Annotated in this window: 1 protein-coding gene; it reads left to right on the top strand. The window is 52.5% G+C overall.

Features of this window, described 5'->3' with window-relative positions; genetic code table 11:
* Nucleotides 1–5 precede the first annotated feature (5 nt).
* Nucleotides 6–23945, top strand: a complete 23940-nt coding sequence (locus OCV44_RS07865) for a VCBS domain-containing protein (protein ID WP_261900920.1) — start codon at nucleotides 6–8, stop codon at nucleotides 23943–23945.

Here is a 23945-nt window from a genome sequence, read left to right as displayed (position 1 = left end):
GCTTAGTGAGCAGTGGAACCATTGAGCGTGATGGTGACGAAACCATCCCAGTTACCGAATTTGTAACAACTGGTTTCGAAGGCTTGGGTTTGTCCCGAACTCAAAGCTTGAGTTTGCTTGACCTGTTCCGTTCAATAGAAGTTGAGCCAACCGTAAGTATCGAAGACAGCCAAATAATTAATGAAGGCTCAACAGCAATTTTCGACGTAAGTCTAAGTAAAGTTGCGTCAGGCGATGTGAGCGTTACGCTAGAGACGTTATACGGAACTGCAACAGCGGACGACATCACCAGCATTGTTGTAAAAGATGCCGCGGGTAACGTAGTGACTCCAAACGCTGACGGCTCTTACACAGTCAAAGCGGGTGAAACTAAGTTAACCGTTGAAGTCGAGACAAAAGACGACGGCACATACGAAGGTGATGAGAAACTGGGCCTGAAAGTGACGGGCGCAACCGGCGTAACCGGCACGGGTACAGGTGAACTGACCATCAAAGATGACGGTACAGGCCCTGTTGACCCAACCGCTCCTACTTCGCCAGTGAATCCAGATGACCGCCCAACGGTGAGCATCGAAGACAGCAAAGTGATTAACGAAGGCTCGACAGCAAGTTTCGATGTGAGCTTAAGCAAAGCGGCATCAGTCGACGTGAGTGTTACGCTAGAAACCCTTTACGGCACAGCAACAGCGGACGACATCACCAGCGTTGTTGTGAAAGATGCTGCAGGTAACGTAGTGACACCTAACATAGACGGCTCTTACACCGTTAAAGCGGGTGAAACTAAGCTCGTAGTTGAAGTCGCTACCAAAGACGACGGTATATACGAAGGTGACGAGAAGCTAAGCCTGAAAGTAACAGGTGTTACGGGTGTAACTGGCACGGGTACGGGCGAACTGACCATTAAAGATGACGGCACCGGCCCGGTCGACCCAACCGATCCTACTCCGCCAGTGAATCCAGATGATCGCCCAGCGGTGAGCATTGAAGACAGCAAGAGCATTAACGAAGGCTCGACAGCAAGTTTCGATGTGAGCTTGAGCAAAGCTGCATCAGTTGATGTAAGTGTAACTTTAGAAACCCTTTACGGTACCGCGACCGCGGACGACATCACCAGCATTGTGGTGAAAGATGCCGCAGGTAACGTAGTGACGGCGAATGCCGATGGCTCTTACACCGTAAAAACAGGTGAAACTAAGCTGATCGTTGAAGTGGCGACCAAAGACGACGGCACGTACGAAGGTGATGAGAAACTGAGCCTGAAAGTGACCGGCGCCACGGGTGTGACAGGCACGGGAACTGGTGAGCTGACCATCAAAGATGACGGTACAGGTCCAGTTGACCCAACCGATCCGACTCCCCCAGTGAATCCAGATGACCGCCCATCGGTGAGCATTGAAGACAGCAAAGTCATTAACGAAGGCTCAACGGCGAGCTTCGATGTGAACTTGAGCAAAGCGGCATCAGTCGACGTAAGCGTAACGCTAGAAACCCTTTACGGCACAGCAACAGCGGACGACATCACCAGCATCGTTGTGAAAGATGCCGCAGGTAACGTAGTAACACCAAACGCTGACGGCTCTTACACCGTTAAAGCGGGTGAAACTAAGCTCGTCGTAGAAGTCGCGACCAAAGACGACGGTACATACGAAGGCGACGAGAAACTGAGCCTGAAAGTAACAGGTGCTACGGGCGTGACAGGCACGGGTACGGGTGAGTTGACCATCAAAGATGACGGCACAGGCCCGGTTGACCCAACCGATCCGACTCCGCCAGTGAATCCAGATGATCGCCCATCGGTGAGCATCGAAGACAGCAAAGTGATTAACGAAGGCTCAACCGCAAGTTTCGATGTGAGCTTAAGCAAAGCTGCATCCGTCGACGTCAGCGTTACGCTAGAGACGTTATACGGAACGGCAACAGCGGACGACATCACCAGCATCGTTGTGAAAGATGCCCAAGGTAACGTAGTAACACCAAACGCTGACGGCTCTTACACCGTCAAAGCGGGTGAAACTAAGTTAGTTGTTGAAGTCGCGACCAAAGACGACACGACGTACGAAGGCGATGAGAAACTGAGCCTGAAAGTGACCGGCGCAACCGGCGTAACTGGCACGGGTACAGGCGAACTGACCATTAAAGATGACGGCACAGGCCCTGTTGACCCAACCGATCCTACTCCCCCAGTGAATCCAGATGACCGCCCATCGGTGAGTATCGAAGACAGCAAAGTGATTAACGAAGGCTCGATCGCGAGCTTCGATGTGAGCTTAAGCAAAGCTGCATCCGTCGACGTGAGCGTTACGCTAGAAACCCTTTATGGCACAGCAACAGCTGACGATATCTCTAGCATTGTTGTGAAAGATGCCCAAGGTAACGTAGTAACACCAAACGCTGACGGCTCTTACACCGTTAAAGCGGGTGAAACTAAGTTAGTCGTAGAAGTCGCGACCAAAGACGACGGTACATACGAAGGCGACGAGAAACTGAGCCTGAAAGTAACAGGTGCTACGGGCGTGACAGGCACGGGTACGGGTGAGTTGACCATCAAAGATGACGGCACAGGCCCGGTTGACCCAACCGATCCGACTCCGCCAGTGAACCCAGATGACCGCCCATCGGTGAGCATCGAAGACAGCAAAGTGATTAACGAAGGTTCGACGGCAAGTTTTGATGTGAGCTTAAGCAAAGCCGCATCAGTGGATGTAAGTGTCACGCTGGAAACCCTTTACGGCACAGCAACAGCGGACGACATCACCAGCGTTGTGGTGAAAGATGCCGCAGGTAACGTAGTAACACCAAACGCTGACGGCTCTTACACCGTTAAAGCGGGTGAAACTAAGCTCGTCGTAGAAGTCGCGACCAAAGACGACGGTACATACGAAGGTGACGAGAAACTGAGCCTGAAAGTAACAGGTGCTACGGGTGTAACTGGCACGGGTACGGGTGAGTTGACCATCAAAGATGACGGCACAGGCCCGGTTGACCCAACCGATCCGACTCTGCCAGTGAACCCAGATGACCGCCCATCGGTGAGCATCACCGGTGGCGGTGATGTGAATGAAGGCAGCACCGCACACTTTACCTTGAGCTTGAGCAAGGCGGCGGCTACAAGCGTGACCGTGCAGTTGAGCTTAAACCACAACGAAGCCGAAGTTGCGGACATCAAATCGTACGAATTCGAAAGCGCGCCAGGCGTGTGGACCTCGGTATCATCAGATGGCATTTTGAGCATATCCGCCGGCGTGAAAGATGTGAACGTTCGCGTGGTGACCGAGAATGATCACGTGTACGAAGGCAGCGAAAGCTTCAACGTAAGCGTGGCTGGTGCGACCGGGACGATCACGGATCCAAGTGTAGCGAAACAAAGCGCGACGGCGACAATCAAAGACGATGGAACTGGTACAATAGATCCTGATCCAGTGGATCCGACTAAACCTGTCACTCCAGATAACGACAAGCCTAAGTTGAGCATAGATAGCCCTAATTCTGTAGACGAAGGAAATATTGCAACGTTCAATGTATCTATCGATAGCACTACAGAAATGCCTATGACGTATACTATCGAAGGGTTATTTGGTGTGGGATATACCGCGAGTCAAAATGATATTTCAATTAACAGTATTACTTATCAAATAACTAAAAACGGTATTACTACAACAGAAGTCGCGAAGTTCGAAAATGGACAAGTGACAATACCTGCGGGTGTAACAGTATTTAAAGTTAATGCACAAGCGACACAAGATCAACTCGATGAGCTGAGTGAGAACTTTGGTATAAAGGTAACCAATGTCGGGGGGATCACTAGCAATTCCTCGGTAACAGGACAAACAGTTATCCATGGCGATACTCTAACTGATAAAGGTTCTGTGACAGAAGACTTAGATACCGATCCTACGACAGCGAAGGTTGATCTTATTGCAACAGGTAGTTTGAATGCAGGCAGCTCAAGCGGTGGTTTCAACCCAAGCTCTAGCTTTAGTACATCAACTGGTGTCGATGGGAATGGTGCCGCTATAGGCCCACAAGGAATATTAACAGTTGATAGGAATGGTAACTGGGAATATGTAGCTAATAATGATAGCCCACATATACAGGAACTAGGTGCTGGTGAATACATTACAGAAATGTATGAAATATTAACTGCAGATAGAAATGTTAAGCATACCGTTACTATCGCGATCACCGGCACCAATGACGCGCCAGTCTTGACGGTCGAGACCGAAGGCACGTTGACGGAAGGCACTAAGCTAACCGACAGCGGGGCACTGTCGTTCACTGACGTGGATACGTCAGATACGCACACCGTGACAGAAAGCGCAGCCTCGACAGTATGGAGTGGCGGCAGTTTAACGTCGGCACAAACCGCGGCATTGCAAGCTGGTTTCAGCGTGAGCAACAGCGGTTGGGATTACACGATAGGCAACAGTGCGGTGGACTTCTTAGCTCAGGGAGAGACTGTAACCTTAACGTATGATGTGACGGTGACGGACAACCACAACGGCTCAGACACAGAGACAGTGACGGTGACGATCACCGGCACCAATGACGCGCCACTCTTGACGGTCGAGACCGAAGGCACGTTGACGGAAGGCACTAAGCTAACCGACAGCGGGGCACTGTCGTTCACTGACGTGGATACGTCAGATACGCACGCCGTGACAGAAAGCGCAGCCTCGACAGTATGGAGTGGCGGCAGTTTAACGTCGGCACAAACCGCGGCATTGCAAGCTGGTTTCAGCGTGAGCAACAGCGGTTGGGATTACACGATAGGCAACAGTGCGGTGGACTTCTTAGCTCAGGGAGAGACTGTAACCTTAACGTATGATGTGACGGTGACGGACAACCACAACGGCTCAGACACAGAGACAGTGACGGTGACGATCACCGGCACCAATGACGCGCCAGTCTTGACGGTCGAGACCGAAGGCACGTTGACGGAAGGCACTAAGCTAACCGACAGCGGGGCACTGTCGTTCACTGACGTGGATACGTCAGATACGCACACCGTGACAGAAAGCGCAGCCACGACAGTATGGAGTGGCGGCAGTTTAACGTCGGCACAAACCGCGGCATTGCAAGCTGGTTTCAGCGTGAGCAACAGCGGTTGGGATTACACGATAGGCAACAGTGCGGTGGACTTCTTAGCTCAGGGAGAGACTGTAACCTTAACGTATGATGTGACGGTGACGGACAACCACAACGGCTCAGACACAGAGACAGTGACGGTGACGATCACCGGCACCAATGACGCGCCAGTCTTGACGGTCGAGACCGAAGGCACGTTGACGGAAGGCACTAAGCTAACCGACAGCGGGGCACTGTCGTTCACTGACGTGGATACGTCAGATACGCACACCGTGACAGAAAGCGCAGCCACGACAGTATGGAGTGGCGGCAGTTTAACGTCGGCACAAACCGCGGCATTGCAAGCTGGTTTCAGCGTGAGCAACAGCGGTTGGGATTACACGATAGGCAACAGTGCGGTGGACTTCTTAGCTCAGGGAGAGACTGTAACCTTAACGTATGATGTGACGGTGACGGACAACCACAACGGCTCAGACACAGAGACAGTGACGGTGACGATCACCGGCACCAATGACGCGCCAGTCTTGACGGTCGAGACCGAAGGCACGTTGACGGAAGGCACTAAGCTAACCGACAGCGGGGCACTGTCGTTCACTGACGTGGATACGTCAGATACGCACACCGTGACAGAAAGCGCAGCCACGACAGTATGGAGTGGCGGCAGTTTAACGTCGGCACAAACCGCGGCATTGCAAGCTGGTTTCAGCGTGAGCAACAGCGGTTGGGATTACACGATAGGCAACAGTGCGGTGGACTTCTTAGCTCAGGGAGAGACTGTAACCTTAACGTATGATGTGACGGTGACGGACAACCACAACGGCTCAGACACAGAGACAGTGACGGTGACGATCACCGGCACCAATGACGCGCCAGTCTTGACGGTCGAGACCGAAGGCACGTTGACGGAAGGCACTAAGCTAACCGACAGCGGGGCACTGTCGTTCACTGACGTGGATACGTCAGATACGCACACCGTGACAGAAAGCGCAGCCACGACAGTATGGAGTGGCGGCAGTTTAACGTCGGCACAAACCGCGGCATTGCAAGCTGGTTTCAGCGTGAGCAACAGCGGTTGGGATTACACGATAGGCAACAGTGCGGTGGACTTCTTAGCTCAGGGAGAGACTGTAACCTTAACGTATGATGTGACGGTGACGGACAACCACAACGGCTCAGACACAGAGACAGTGACGGTGACGATCACCGGCACCAATGACGCGCCAGTCTTGACGGTCGAGACCGAAGGCACGTTGACGGAAGGCACTAAGCTAACCGACAGCGGGGCACTGTCGTTCACTGACGTGGATACGTCAGATACGCACGCCGTGACAGAAAGCGCAGCCTCGACAGTATGGAGTGGCGGCAGTTTAACGTCGGCACAAACCGCGGCATTGCAAGCTGGTTTCAGCGTGAGCAACAGCGGTTGGGATTACACGATAGGCAACAGTGCGGTGGACTTCTTAGCTCAGGGAGAGACTGTAACCTTAACGTATGATGTGACGGTGACGGACAACCACAACGGCTCAGACACAGAGACAGTGACGGTGACGATCACCGGCACCAATGACGCGCCAGTCTTGACGGTCGAGACCGAAGGCACGTTGACGGAAGGCACTAAGCTAACCGACAGCGGGGCACTGTCGTTCACTGACGTGGATACGTCAGATACGCACACCGTGACAGAAAGCGCAGCCACGACAGTATGGAGTGGCGGCAGTTTAACGTCGGCACAAACCGCGGCATTGCAAGCTGGTTTCAGCGTGAGCAACAGCGGTTGGGATTACACGATAGGCAACAGTGCGGTGGACTTCTTAGCTCAGGGAGAGACTGTAACCTTAACGTATGATGTGACGGTGACGGACAACCACAACGGCTCAGACACAGAGACAGTGACGGTGACGATCACCGGCACCAATGACGCGCCAGTCTTGACGGTCGAGACCGAAGGCACGTTGACGGAAGGCACTAAGCTAACCGACAGCGGGGCACTGTCGTTCACTGACGTGGATACGTCAGATACGCACGCCGTGACAGAAAGCGCAGCCTCGACAGTATGGAGTGGCGGCAGTTTAACGTCGGCACAAACCGCGGCATTGCAAGCTGGTTTCAGCGTGAGCAACAGCGGTTGGGATTACACGATAGGCAACAGTGCGGTGGACTTCTTAGCTCAGGGAGAGACTGTAACCTTAACGTATGATGTGACGGTGACGGACAACCACAACGGCTCAGACACAGAGACAGTGACGGTGACGATCACCGGCACCAATGACGCGCCAGTCTTGACGGTCGAGACCGAAGGCACGTTGACGGAAGGCACTAAGCTAACCGACAGCGGGGCACTGTCGTTCACTGACGTGGATACGTCAGATACGCACACCGTGACAGAAAGCGCAGCCTCGACAGTATGGAGTGGCGGCAGTTTAACGTCGGCACAAACCGCGGCATTGCAAGCTGGTTTCAGCGTGAGCAACAGCGGTTGGGATTACACGATAGGCAACAGTGCGGTGGACTTCTTAGCTCAGGGAGAGACTGTAACCTTAACGTATGATGTGACGGTGACGGACAACCACAACGGCTCAGACACAGAGACAGTGACGGTGACGATCACCGGCACCAATGACGCGCCACTCTTGACGGTCGAGACCGAAGGCACGTTGACGGAAGGCACTAAGCTAACCGACAGCGGGGCACTGTCGTTCACTGACGTGGATACGTCAGATACGCACACCGTGACAGAAAGCGCAGCCTCGACAGTATGGAGTGGCGGCAGTTTAACGTCGGCACAAACCGCGGCATTGCAAGCTGGTTTCAGCGTGAGCAACAGCGGTTGGGATTACACGATAGGCAACAGTGCGGTGGACTTCTTAGCTCAGGGAGAGACTGTAACCTTAACGTATGATGTGACGGTGACGGACAACCACAACGGCTCAGACACAGAGACAGTGACGGTGACGATCACCGGCACCAATGACGCGCCAGTCTTGACGGTCGAGACCGAAGGCACGTTGACGGAAGGCACTAAGCTAACCGACAGCGGGGCACTGTCGTTCACTGACGTGGATACGTCAGATACGCACGCCGTGACAGAAAGCGCAGCCACGACAGTATGGAGTGGCGGCAGTTTAACGTCGGCACAAACCGCGGCATTGCAAGCTGGTTTCAGCGTGAGCAACAGCGGTTGGGATTACACGATAGGCAACAGTGCGGTGGACTTCTTAGCTCAGGGAGAGACTGTAACCTTAACGTATGATGTGACGGTGACGGACAACCACAACGGCTCAGACACAGAGACAGTGACGGTGACGATCACCGGCACCAATGACGCGCCAGTCTTGACGGTCGAGACCGAAGGCACGTTGACGGAAGGCACTAAGCTAACCGACAGCGGGGCACTGTCGTTCACTGACGTGGATACGTCAGATACGCACACCGTGACAGAAAGCGCAGCCACGACAGTATGGAGTGGCGGCAGTTTAACGTCGGCACAAACCGCGGCATTGCAAGCTGGTTTCAGCGTGAGCAACAGCGGTTGGGATTACACGATAGGCAACAGTGCGGTGGACTTCTTAGCTCAGGGAGAGACTGTAACCTTAACGTATGATGTGACGGTGACGGACAACCACAACGGCTCAGACACAGAGACAGTGACGGTGACGATCACCGGCACCAATGACGCGCCAGTCTTGACGGTCGAGACCGAAGGCACGTTGACGGAAGGCACTAAGCTAACCGACAGCGGGGCACTGTCGTTCACTGACGTGGATACGTCAGATACGCACACCGTGACAGAAAGCGCAGCCACGACAGTATGGAGTGGCGGCAGTTTAACGTCGGCACAAACCGCGGCATTGCAAGCTGGTTTCAGCGTGAGCAACAGCGGTTGGGATTACACGATAGGCAACAGTGCGGTGGACTTCTTAGCTCAGGGAGAGACTGTAACCTTAACGTATGATGTGACGGTGACGGACAACCACAACGGCTCAGACACAGAGACAGTGACGGTGACGATCACCGGCACCAATGACGCGCCAGTCTTGACGGTCGAGACCGAAGGCACGTTGACGGAAGGCACTAAGCTAACCGACAGCGGGGCACTGTCGTTCACTGACGTGGATACGTCAGATACGCACACCGTGACAGAAAGCGCAGCCACGACAGTATGGAGTGGCGGCAGTTTAACGTCGGCACAAACCGCGGCATTGCAAGCTGGTTTCAGCGTGAGCAACAGCGGTTGGGATTACACGATAGGCAACAGTGCGGTGGACTTCTTAGCTCAGGGAGAGACTGTAACCTTAACGTATGATGTGACGGTGACGGACAACCACAACGGCTCAGACACAGAGACAGTGACGGTGACGATCACCGGCACCAATGACGCGCCAGTCTTGACGGTCGAGACCGAAGGCACGTTGACGGAAGGCACTAAGCTAACCGACAGCGGGGCACTGTCGTTCACTGACGTGGATACGTCAGATACGCACGCCGTGACAGAAAGCGCAGCCTCGACAGTATGGAGTGGCGGCAGTTTAACGTCGGCACAAACCGCGGCATTGCAAGCTGGTTTCAGCGTGAGCAACAGCGGTTGGGATTACACGATAGGCAACAGTGCGGTGGACTTCTTAGCTCAGGGAGAGACTGTAACCTTAACGTATGATGTGACGGTGACGGACAACCACAACGGCTCAGACACAGAGACAGTGACGGTGACGATCACCGGCACCAATGACGCGCCAGTCTTGACGGTCGAGACCGAAGGCACGTTGACGGAAGGCACTAAGCTAACCGACAGCGGGGCACTGTCGTTCACTGACGTGGATACGTCAGATACGCACACCGTGACAGAAAGCGCAGCCTCGACAGTATGGAGTGGCGGCAGTTTAACGTCGGCACAAACCGCGGCATTGCAAGCTGGTTTCAGCGTGAGCAACAGCGGTTGGGATTACACGATAGGCAACAGTGCGGTGGACTTCTTAGCTCAGGGAGAGACTGTAACCTTAACGTATGATGTGACGGTGACGGACAACCACAACGGCTCAGACACAGAGACAGTGACGGTGACGATCACCGGCACCAATGACGCGCCAGTCTTGACGGTCGAGACCGAAGGCACGTTGACGGAAGGCACTAAGCTAACCGACAGCGGGGCACTGTCGTTCACTGACGTGGATACGTCAGATACGCACACCGTGACAGAAAGCGCAGCCACGACAGTATGGAGTGGCGGCAGTTTAACGTCGGCACAAACCGCGGCATTGCAAGCTGGTTTCAGCGTGAGCAACAGCGGTTGGGATTACACGATAGGCAACAGTGCGGTGGACTTCTTAGCTCAGGGAGAGACTGTAACCTTAACGTATGATGTGACGGTGACGGACAACCACAACGGCTCAGACACAGAGACAGTGACGGTGACGATCACCGGCACCAATGACGCGCCAGTCTTGACGGTCGAGACCGAAGGCACGTTGACGGAAGGCACTAAGCTAACCGACAGCGGGGCACTGTCGTTCACTGACGTGGATACGTCAGATACGCACACCGTGACAGAAAGCGCAGCCACGACAGTATGGAGTGGCGGCAGTTTAACGTCGGCACAAACCGCGGCATTGCAAGCTGGTTTCAGCGTGAGCAACAGCGGTTGGGATTACACGATAGGCAACAGTGCGGTGGACTTCTTAGCTCAGGGAGAGACTGTAACCTTAACGTATGATGTGACGGTGACGGACAACCACAACGGCTCAGACACAGAGACAGTGACGGTGACGATCACCGGCACCAATGATGCGCCAGTCTTGACGGTCGAGACCGAAGGCACGTTGACGGAAGGCACTAAGCTAACCGACAGCGGCGCACTGTCGTTCACTGACGTGGATACGTCAGATACGCACGCCGTGACAGAAAGCGCAGCCACGACAGTATGGAGTGGCGGCAGTTTAACGTCGGCACAAACCGCGGCATTGCAAGCTGGTTTCAGCGTGAGCAACAGCGGTTGGGATTACACGATAGGCAACAGTGCGGTGGACTTCTTAGCTCAGGGAGAGACTGTAACCTTAACGTATGATGTGACGGTGACGGACAACCACAACGGCTCAGACACAGAGACAGTGACGGTGACGATCACCGGCACCAATGACGCGCCAGTCTTGACGGTCGAGACCGAAGGCACGTTGACGGAAGGCACTAAGCTAACCGACAGCGGGGCACTGTCGTTCACTGACGTGGATACGTCAGATACGCACACCGTGACAGAAAGCGCAGCCTCGACAGTATGGAGTGGCGGCAGTTTAACGTCGGCACAAACCGCGGCATTGCAAGCTGGTTTCAGCGTGAGCAACAGCGGTTGGGATTACACGATAGGCAACAGTGCGGTGGACTTCTTAGCTCAGGGAGAGACTGTAACCTTAACGTATGATGTGACGGTGACGGACAACCACAACGGCTCAGACACAGAGACAGTGACGGTGACGATCACCGGCACCAATGACGCGCCAGTCTTGACGGTCGAGACCGAAGGCACGTTGACGGAAGGCACTAAGCTAACCGACAGCGGGGCACTGTCGTTCACTGACGTGGATACGTCAGATACGCACACCGTGACAGAAAGCGCAGCCTCGACAGTATGGAGTGGCGGCAGTTTAACGTCGGCACAAACCGCGGCATTGCAAGCTGGTTTCAGCGTGAGCAACAGCGGTTGGGATTACACGATAGGCAACAGTGCGGTGGACTTCTTAGCTCAGGGAGAGACTGTAACCTTAACGTATGATGTGACGGTGACGGACAACCACAACGGCTCAGACACAGAGACAGTGACGGTGACGATCACCGGCACCAATGACGCGCCAGTCTTGACGGTCGAGACCGAAGGCACGTTGACGGAAGGCACTAAGCTAACCGACAGCGGGGCACTGTCGTTCACTGACGTGGATACGTCAGATACGCACACCGTGACAGAAAGCGCAGCCTCGACAGTATGGAGTGGCGGCAGTTTAACGTCGGCACAAACCGCGGCATTGCAAGCTGGTTTCAGCGTGAGCAACAGCGGTTGGGATTACACGATAGGCAACAGTGCGGTGGACTTCTTAGCTCAGGGAGAGACTGTAACCTTAACGTATGATGTGACGGTGACGGACAACCACAACGGCTCAGACACAGAGACAGTGACGGTGACGATCACCGGCACCAATGACGCGCCAGTCTTGACGGTCGAGACCGAAGGCACGTTGACGGAAGGCACTAAGCTAACCGACAGCGGGGCACTGTCGTTCACTGACGTGGATACGTCAGATACGCACGCCGTGACAGAAAGCGCAGCCTCGACAGTATGGAGTGGCGGCAGTTTAACGTCGGCACAAACCGCGGCATTGCAAGCTGGTTTCAGCGTGAGCAACAGCGGTTGGGATTACACGATAGGCAACAGTGCGGTGGACTTCTTAGCTCAGGGAGAGACTGTAACCTTAACGTATGATGTGACGGTGACGGACAACCACAACGGCTCAGACACAGAGACAGTGACGGTGACGATCACCGGCACCAATGACGCGCCAGTCTTGACGGTCGAGACCGAAGGCACGTTGACGGAAGGCACTAAGCTAACCGACAGCGGGGCACTGTCGTTCACTGACGTGGATACGTCAGATACGCACACCGTGACAGAAAGCGCAGCCTCGACAGTATGGAGTGGCGGCAGTTTAACGTCGGCACAAACCGCGGCATTGCAAGCTGGTTTCAGCGTGAGCAACAGCGGTTGGGATTACACGATAGGCAACAGTGCGGTGGACTTCTTAGCTCAGGGAGAGACTGTAACCTTAACGTATGATGTGACGGTGACGGACAACCACAACGGCTCAGACACAGAGACAGTGACGGTGACGATCACCGGCACCAATGACGCGCCAGTCTTGACGGTCGAGACCGAAGGCACGTTGACGGAAGGCACTAAGCTAACCGACAGCGGGGCACTGTCGTTCACTGACGTGGATACGTCAGATACGCACACCGTGACAGAAAGCGCAGCCTCGACAGTATGGAGTGGCGGCAGTTTAACGTCGGCACAAACCGCGGCATTGCAAGCTGGTTTCAGCGTGAGCAACAGCGGTTGGGATTACACGATAGGCAACAGTGCGGTGGACTTCTTAGCTCAGGGAGAGACTGTAACCTTAACGTATGATGTGACGGTGACGGACAACCACAACGGCTCAGACACAGAGACAGTGACGGTGACGATCACCGGCACCAATGACGCGCCAGTCTTGACGGTCGAGACCGAAGGCACGTTGACGGAAGGCACTAAGCTAACCGACAGCGGGGCACTGTCGTTCACTGACGTGGATACGTCAGATACGCACGCCGTGACAGAAAGCGCAGCCACGACAGTATGGAGTGGCGGCAGTTTAACGTCGGCACAAACCGCGGCATTGCAAGCTGGTTTCAGCGTGAGCAACAGCGGTTGGGATTACACGATAGGCAACAGTGCGGTGGACTTCTTAGCTCAGGGAGAGACTGTAACCTTAACGTATGATGTGACGGTGACGGACAACCACAACGGCTCAGACACAGAGACAGTGACGGTGACGATCACCGGCACCAATGACGCGCCAGTCTTGACGGTCGAGACCGAAGGCACGTTGACGGAAGGCACTAAGCTAACCGACAGCGGGGCACTGTCGTTCACTGACGTGGATACGTCAGATACGCACACCGTGACAGAAAGCGCAGCCACGACAGTATGGAGTGGCGGCAGTTTAACGTCGGCACAAACCGCGGCATTGCAAGCTGGTTTCAGCGTGAGCAACAGCGGTTGGGATTACACGATAGGCAACAGTGCGGTGGACTTCTTAGCTCAGGGAGAGACTGTAACCTTAACGTATGATGTGACGGTGACGGACAACCACAACGGCTCAGACACAGAGACAGTGACGGTGACGATCACCGGCACCAATGACGCGCCAGTCTTGACGGTCGAGACCGAAGGCACGTTGACGGAAGGCACTAAGCTAACCGACAGCGGGGCACTGTCGTTCACTGACGTGGATACGTCAGATACGCACGCCGTGACAGAAAGCGCAGCCACGACAGTATGGAGTGGCGGCAGTTTAACGTCGGCACAAACCGCGGCATTGCAAGCTGGTTTCAGCGTGAGCAACAGCGGTTGGGATTACACGATAGGCAACAGTGCGGTGGACTTCTTAGCTCAGGGAGAGACTGTAACCTTAACGTATGATGTGACGGTGACGGACAACCACAACGGCTCAGACACAGAGACAGTGACGGTGACGATCACCGGCACCAATGACGCGCCAGTCTTGACGGTCGAGACCGAAGGCACGTTGACGGAAGGCACTAAGCTAACCGACAGCGGGGCACTGTCGTTCACTGACGTGGATACGTCAGATACGCACACCGTGACAGAAAGCGCAGCCACGACAGTATGGAGTGGCGGCAGTTTAACGTCGGCACAAACCGCGGCATTGCAAGCTGGTTTCAGCGTGAGCAACAGCGGTTGGGATTACACGATAGGCAACAGTGCGGTGGACTTCTTAGCTCAGGGAGAGACTGTAACCTTAACGTATGATGTGACGGTGACGGACAACCACAACGGCTCAGACACAGAGACAGTGACGGTGACGATCACCGGCACCAATGACGCGCCAGTCTTGACGGTCGAGACCGAAGGCACGTTGACGGAAGGCACTAAGCTAACCGACAGCGGGGCACTGTCGTTCACTGACGTGGATACGTCAGATACGCACGCCGTGACAGAAAGCGCAGCCACGACAGTATGGAGTGGCGGCAGTTTAACGTCGGCACAAACCGCGGCATTGCAAGCTGGTTTCAGCGTGAGCAACAGCGGTTGGGATTACACGATAGGCAACAGTGCGGTGGACTTCTTAGCTCAGGGAGAGACTGTAACCTTAACGTATGATGTGACGGTGACGGACAACCACAACGGCTCAGACACAGAGACAGTGACGGTGACGATCACCGGCACCAATGATGCGCCAGTCTTGACGGTCGAGACCGAAGGCACGTTGACGGAAGGCACTAAGCTAACCGACAGCGGCGCACTGTCGTTCACTGACGTGGATACGTCAGATACGCACGCCGTGACAGAAAGCGCAGCCACGACAGTATGGAGTGGCGGCAGTTTAACGTCGGCACAAACCGCGGCATTGCAAGCTGGTTTCAGCGTGAGCAACAGCGGTTGGGATTACACGATAGGCAACAGTGCGGTGGACTTCTTAGCTCAGGGAGAGACTGTAACCTTAACGTATGATGTGACGGTGACGGACAACCACAACGGCTCAGACACAGAGACAGTGACGGTGACGATCACCGGCACCAATGATGCGCCAGTCTTGACGGTCGAGACCGAAGGCACGTTGACGGAAGGCACTAAGCTAACCGACAGCGGGGCACTGTCGTTCACTGACGTGGATACGTCAGATACGCACGCCGTGACAGAAAGCGCAGCCACGACAGTATGGAGTGGCGGCAGTTTAACGTCGGCACAAACCGCGGCATTGCAAGCTGGTTTCAGCGTGAGCAACAGCGGTTGGGATTACACGATAGGCAACAGTGCGGTGGACTTCTTAGCTCAGGGAGAGACTGTAACCTTAACGTATGATGTGACGGTGACGGACAACCACAACGGCTCAGACACAGAGACAGTGACGGTGACGATCACCGGCACCAATGACGCGCCAGTCTTGACGGTCGAGACCGAAGGCACGTTGACGGAAGGCACTAAGCTAACCGACAGCGGGGCACTGTCGTTCACTGACGTGGATACGTCAGATACGCACGCCGTGACAGAAAGCGCAGCCACGACAGTATGGAGTGGCGGCAGTTTAACGTCGGCACAAACCGCGGCATTGCAAGCTGGTTTCAGCGTGAGCAACAGCGGTTGGGATTACACGATAGGCAACAGTGCGGTGGACTTCTTAGCTCAGGGAGAGACTGTAACCTTAACGTATGATGTGACGGTGACGGACAACCACAACGGCTCAGACACAGAGACAGTGACGGTGACGATCACCGGCACCAATGACGCGCCAGTCTTGACGGTCGAGACCGAAGGCACGTTGACGGAAGGCACTAAGCTAACCGACAGCGGGGCACTGTCGTTCACTGACGTGGATACGTCAGATACGCACACCGTGACAGAAAGCGCAGCCACGACAGTATGGAGTGGCGGCAGTTTAACGTCGGCACAAACCGCGGCATTGCAAGCTGGTTTCAGCGTGAGCAACAGCGGTTGGGATTACACGATAGGCAACAGTGCGGTGGACTTCTTAGCTCAGGGAGAGACTGTAACCTTAACGTATGATGTGACGGTGACGGACAACCACAACGGCTCAGACACAGAGACAGTGACGGTGACGATCACCGGCACCAATGACGCGCCAGTCTTGACGGTCGAGACCGAAGGCACGTTGACGGAAGGCACTAAGCTAACCGACAGCGGGGCACTGTCGTTCACTGACGTGGATACGTCAGATACGCACGCCGTGACAGAAAGCGCAGCCACGACAGTATGGAGTGGCGGCAGTTTAACGTCGGCACAAACCGCGGCATTGCAAGCTGGTTTCAGCGTGAGCAACAGCGGTTGGGATTACACGATAGGCAACAGTGCGGTGGACTTCTTAGCTCAGGGAGAGACTGTAACCTTAACGTATGATGTGACGGTGACGGACAACCACAACGGCTCAGACACAGAGACAGTGACGGTGACGATCACCGGCACCAATGACGCGCCAGTCTTGACGGTCGAGACCGAAGGCACGTTGACGGAAGGCACTAAGCTAACCGACAGCGGGGCACTGTCGTTCACTGACGTGGATACGTCAGATACGCACGCCGTGACAGAAAGCGCAGCCTCGACAGTATGGAGTGGCGGCAGTTTAACGTCGGCACAAACCGCGGCATTGCAAGCTGGTTTCAGCGTGAGCAACAGCGGTTGGGATTACACGATAGGCAACAGTGCGGTGGACTTCTTAGCTCAGGGAGAGACTGTAACCTTAACGTATGATGTGACGGTGACGGACAACCACAACGGCTCAGACACAGAGACAGTGACGGTGACGATCACCGGCACCAATGACGCGCCAGTCTTGACGGTCGAGACCGAAGGCACGTTGACGGAAGGCACTAAGCTAACCGACAGCGGGGCACTGTCGTTCACTGACGTGGATACGTCAGATACGCACACCGTGACAGAAAGCGCAGCCTCGACAGTATGGAGTGGCGGCAGTTTAACGTCGGCACAAACCGCGGCATTGCAAGCTGGTTTCAGCGTGAGCAACAGCGGTTGGGATTACACGATAGGCAACAGTGCGGTGGACTTCTTAGCTCAGGGAGAGACTGTAACCTTAACGTATGATGTGACGGTGACGGACAACCACAACGGCTCAGACACAGAGACAGTGACGGTGACGATCACCGGCACCAATGACGCGCCAGTCTTGACGGTCGAGACCGAAGGCACGTTGACGGAAGGCACTAAGCTAACCGACAGCGGCGCACTGTCGTTCACTGACGTGGATACGTCAGATACGCACGCCGTGACAGAAAGCGCAGCCACGACAGTATGGAGTGGCGGCAGTTTAACGTCGGCACAAACCGCGGCATTGCAAGCTGGTTTCAGCGTGAGCAACAGCGGTTGGGATTACACGATAGGCAACAGTGCGGTGGACTTCTTAGCTCAGGGAGAGACTGTAACCTTAACGTATGATGTGACGGTGACGGACAACCACAACGGCTCAGACACAGAGACAGTGACGGTGACGATCACCGGCACCAATGACGCGCCAGTCTTGACGGTCGAGACCGAAGGCACGTTGACGGAAGGCACTAAGCTAACCGACAGCGGGGCACTGTCGTTCACTGACGTGGATACGTCAGATACGCACACCGTGACAGAAAGCGCAGCCACGACAGTATGGAGTGGCGGCAGTTTAACGTCGGCACAAACCGCGGCATTGCAAGCTGGTTTCAGCGTGAGCAACAGCGGTTGGGATTACACGATAGGCAACAGTGCGGTGGACTTCTTAGCTCAGGGAGAGACTGTAACCTTAACGTATGATGTGACGGTGACGGACAACCACAACGGCTCAGACACAGAGACAGTGACGGTGACGATCACCGGCACCAATGACGCGCCAGTCTTGACGGTCGAGACCGAAGGCACGTTGACGGAAGGCACTAAGCTAACCGACAGCGGGGCACTGTCGTTCACTGACGTGGATACGTCAGATACGCACGCCGTGACAGAAAGCGCAGCCACGACAGTATGGAGTGGCGGCAGTTTAACGTCGGCACAAACCGCGGCATTGCAAGCTGGTTTCAGCGTGAGCAACAGCGGTTGGGATTACACGATAGGCAACAGTGCGGTGGACTTCTTAGCTCAGGGAGAGACTGTAACCTTAACGTATGATGTGACGGTGACGGACAACCACAACGGCTCAGACACAGAGACAGTGACGGTGACGATCACCGGCACCAATGACGCGCCAGTCTTGACGGTCGAGACCGAAGGCACGTTGACGGAAGGCACTAAGCTAACCGACAGCGGCGCACTGTCGTTCACTGACGTGGATACGTCAGATACGCACGCCGTGACAGAAAGCGCAGCCACGACAGTATGGAGTGGCGGCAGTTTAACGTCGGCACAAACCGCGGCATTGCAAGCTGGTTTCAGCGTGAGCAACAGCGGTTGGGATTACACGATAGGCAACAGTGCGGTGGACTTCTTAGCTCAGGGAGAGACTGTAACCTTAACGTATGATGTGACGGTGACGGACAACCACAACGGCTCAGACACAGAGACAGTGACGGTGACGATCACCGGCACCAATGACGCGCCAGTCTTGACGGTCGAGACCGAAGGCACGTTGACGGAAGGCACTAAGCTAACCGACAGCGGGGCACTGTCGTTCACTGACGTGGATACGTCAGATACGCACACCGTGACAGAAAGCGCAGCCACGACAGTATGGAGTGGCGGCAGTTTAACGTCGGCACAAACCGCGGCATTGCAAGCTGGTTTCAGCGTGAGCAACAGCGGTTGGGATTACACGATAGGCAACAGTGCGGTGGACTTCTTAGCTCAGGGAGAGACTGTAACCTTAACGTATGATGTGACGGTGACGGACAACCACAACGGCTCAGACACAGAGACAGTGACGGTGACGATCACCGGCACCAATGACGCGCCAGTCTTGACGGTCGAGACCGAAGGCACGTTGACGGAAGGCACTAAGCTAACCGACAGCGGGGCACTGTCGTTCACTGACGTGGATACGTCAGATACGCACACCGTGACAGAAAGCGCAGCCACGACAGTATGGAGTGGCGGCAGTTTAACGTCGGCACAAACCGCGGCATTGCAAGCTGGTTTCAGCGTGAGCAACAGCGGTTGGGATTACACGATAGGCAACAGTGCGGTGGACTTCTTAGCTCAGGGAGAGACTGTAACCTTAACGTATGATGTGACGGTGACGGACAACCACAACGGCTCAGACACAGAGACAGTGACGGTGACGATCACCGGCACCAATGACGCGCCAGTCTTGACGGTCGAGACCGAAGGCACGTTGACGGAAGGCACTAAGCTAACCGACAGCGGGGCACTGTCGTTCACTGACGTGGATACGTCAGATACGCACGCCGTGACAGAAAGCGCAGCCTCGACAGTATGGAGTGGCGGCAGTTTAACGTCGGCACAAACCGCGGCATTGCAAGCTGGTTTCAGCGTGAGCAACAGCGGTTGGGATTACACGATAGGCAACAGTGCGGTGGACTTCTTAGCTCAGGGAGAGACTGTAACCTTAACGTATGATGTGACGGTGACGGACAACCACAACGGCTCAGACACAGAGACAGTGACGGTGACGATCACGGGTACGAACGAAGCTCCAATTGTTACTAACGATAGCTACACCGTTGTTGAAGGCTCAACAGTAACAGGCAACTTTATTACTGATGATACTGGTAAGGGGGTGGATAGTGATTTTGAAGGCGATACCTTAACTGTTACTCAAATTAACGAGCAAAATTTAGTCTTTGATTCAAACGGAAAAGCAAATGTTGTGGTAGGGAATGGTGTTTTAACAGTTGATGCACATGGTAACTTTAGTTACGAGCAAAATGGCAAAGATCCATTAGCAACGCCACCAACATTTACTTATACAGTCACTGATGGAACAGATACAGCAACAGCGACAGTCACGATCAATGAAACAGAGTTTATTGACAAAATAACAGTCCACGATGCTGTATCTGTGAACGAGGGTGAAGTTGCTGAGTTTAAGGTTACGTTGAACCAAGAATCATCAGAAAAACAGTATGTTAAGTTTGAAGCCCTTACTAAATTTGAAGTTTCTGATTCAAGTCGCCCTAGTGGAAAACGTGATATTTACGATACTGAGTCGGATGATATCGATCCAAACAGCCTAACTTACCAATATAAAGGTACTGACGGTAAATTTCATGATGCAACTATTACAAGTGATGGTTATGTAGTAATCCCAGCAGGTATTACCGAACTTCGTGTAACGGTGCAAACCGAGCAAGACGATAAATTCGAATGGACTGAACGTTTTGGTCTACACATTGTAGGTACCAAGTCTGAAGTAGGTGGAGCATCAAGTATTGATGAAGCGAACTCTGATCTTAAGGGGCAAGGTACAATTAAACTTGACAGTAAAGACAACCCTACGCTCAAGTTAACGAATGCTGATACTGTTGATGAAGGAAGCACTGCTGTATTTGACGGGCATCTGACGAAGGTTTCTGAAGCGTCAATTAAGATGAAAGTTGAGTTTGAATTTTCTAACGGATCTGGTAAGGCAAACCTTGCGGACTTAGCCGTAGACAGTAGTAAACCCTTTGCTGGGGTTACAGTCACTTATATTTCTAACGGAGCGATTAAGACTATTTCGGTTAATGAAGTGGATGGCACATTCACGCTTCCTGCTAAAGTTACGGATTTCAAAGTTAATGTAGATACAGTAAATGATAACCGCTTTGAAGCATCGGAAAATTTCGGAATTAAGTTAAGTGAAGTTCCTTTCCAATCTTCAACTGATGTTAGTAAAGATGTAATCATTAATAGTGGCCAGCTTGGTGTATCAGTAACAGGTACTATAACCGAGTCTATAAGAGTGAGTGATGCGTCAGATGTGGTAGAAGGTGGAATATTAGAGTATGGCGTAAGCGTTACCCCATCAGCTTTAGATGTGAGTTATTCATTTAACTTCCCTGACAGCAACGATATTAGAAAATCAGACATTTCATTTACTAATGGCGTTAGATTAAGTGCCGATGGAACATCGATTATCGTGCCTAGAGGTATATCTTCCTTTGTTGTTAAGATTCCAACTGATGATGATGTGTTAGTCGAAGATATCGAAAAATACACAATTACTATTGGTAGCGACACTGGTACTGGCTCGATACGCGACAACGAAGTTGCACCAGTAATTAGGAATCAATCAGTTAGTGTATCTGAAGAAGGTCTTGGTGCGGGTATTACTGATACTGTAGGTCTGCCAAGCGATTCTACTGATGGGCATTCTGTTCAAGGCAATGTGTCTATTACCGATGCTAATGGTAACTGGTCTGATACTGTATTTAGTGAATCAAGTTCTATTACAGTAACAACATCAACTGGCCAACCTTTGACATCTGAAGGGCACATTGTTACTTGGAGTGTTTCTGACAATGGCCATGCATTGATTGGTAAGGCGAACGGTAAGCCTGTAATCGAAGCGACTTTAAATAGTAATGGACATTATACGGTACAACTTAAAGCTCCTATTGATCACCCTGACACTAATGGCGAGGACAAGTTATCGATTAATATTCCTGTGATTGCTAAAGATACTTCAGGGCTATCTAGTACTGGTAAGATTTCAGTTTCAATCGAAGATGATCAGCCTGTCGCTAAATATGTAGAGGTCGATACTCAAATTCATACTGTTGGTACTAATGTTCAGCTTATTTTGGATGTTTCTGGATCAATGAAAGGAGATCGTCTCGATGTTCTGAAAGCGTCTGTATTGCAAATGCTTAGTCAATATTCAGGAGCATCAGATAATGTCCGTGTTCAGCTTATAACATTCAACTATAACGTTTCTCTGGTTGAGCATAATAACAAAGCTTGGATGACTGTCGATGAAGTGAAGAGTTATATCAACGCACTACAGGCCGATGGAGGTACTGCTTACGACAATGCTATAGATGGTGCTAAGAATTCTTGGAACACGGACTCTCACTTGCGTGTATCTAACGCAAATAATGTCAGTTATTTCATTAGTGATGGCGCAACTCACAAACATCATAAGATCGGTGATGGTGAAGAGTCAGCTTGGAAGCAACACTTAACCGCTAACAAAATTACCGCTCATGCGGTTGGCATTGATTTAGATAGTAGTAAAGGTCAGATAAACAAAGTTGCATATGATGGCACAGGTCCCAAAGATAAAAACGCAGAGTTTATTGATGATGAATCTCAGCTGAGTGATGCACTTATTCATTCAATCGTACAAAACGTAACAGGTTCAATCTCAGATAGCGGTTCTGGTTCTGTTTCTGGTTTTGGAGCAGATGGTGGTTACGTAAGTCAGATCAAATTTGGAACTGGTTCATTTAACTTTAATGGTTCGACTATCTCAACGTCGGGAACTATGCCTTCGAATATAAGCTACTCTAAGGATGAAGCAACGAACAAATTAACCATAACCGTCGATGGTAAGTTCGCATTCGTAATTGACCTTGACACCGGAGCGTATGAGTTTAGTGGTAAACCCCAAGATAAGCCTTCAACACTTAATTTTGATTACACACTGAAAGACGGTGATGGTGATACTAGTAGTAATAAGTTGGTGTTTAATGTTCCTGCTAGTAAATCCGGTTTAGATATTAGTGCACCAGGTGATGCGGTCGATACTCTTAAGTTATACCATCATCAAAATGGTAATGCTAAGCTCCAATGGAGCTCTGTTGGAACGGATTCAACAACAGAGTATTTCACGAAATCAGAAGTGGCTAATGGATTTAAAGTAAATGTTGGCGCTGGAGGAGATCATGTACACCTTGGAAAGGGCGACGATATCATTTGGCTTGGTGACAGTCATTCAAAGCTGGATGAAGCGGGCGATATTGCATCTAAGCAGGCTAACGCTCAAGCAACATTAGAATCATTTACTAACGGTTCAGACAGTAGCTTGTTAGCATCAAACAGCAATGGTGAAGGTGCTGCCTTTAATAACTCTATGCCGAGTCAAAGTAACGCTTATTTAGATATTGCTCATAGTGGTGCTGGCAATGATTACGTTTACGGTGAAAAAGGTATTGATGTCATTTTCGGTAGTGCTGGTAATGACTACCTAGATGGTGGACAAGGTAATGATGGCCTCCGAGGTGGTACTGGCAACGATACACTTAAAGGTGGATCTGGTGATGATATTCTTATCGGTGGTCTTGGTAACGATATATTAACTGGCGGCAGTGATGACGACATCTTTAAGTTTGTAGATCAGGATAAGGCTAGTTCTCAGAACGATATTAGAGATGGTGAAAGAGATATTATTACTGACTTTACAAAGGGGCAGGATAAGATTGATTTATCAGAACTACTTCACACAGGTGCGAATGATACTGTTGATAGTTTACTAAAAAACAATCAAATTGATGTTGTCGAGAGTAATGGTGATTTAACCGTTACGATCTCTGAGGCAGGGACTTCGGCTGGTGAGAATAGTCAACAAATTGTTCTTGAAGGAGCTGCTGGCCAGTACGCAGGGCTATCTGAGAGTGCAATTCTAAGTGATTTACTGAAGATATACGACACAACAAGCAACTAA

The organism is Vibrio tasmaniensis, assembly GCF_024347635.1.
GTDB lineage: Bacteria > Pseudomonadota > Gammaproteobacteria > Enterobacterales > Vibrionaceae > Vibrio > Vibrio tasmaniensis.
This window is presented reverse-complemented; position numbering and strand designations above follow the sequence as displayed.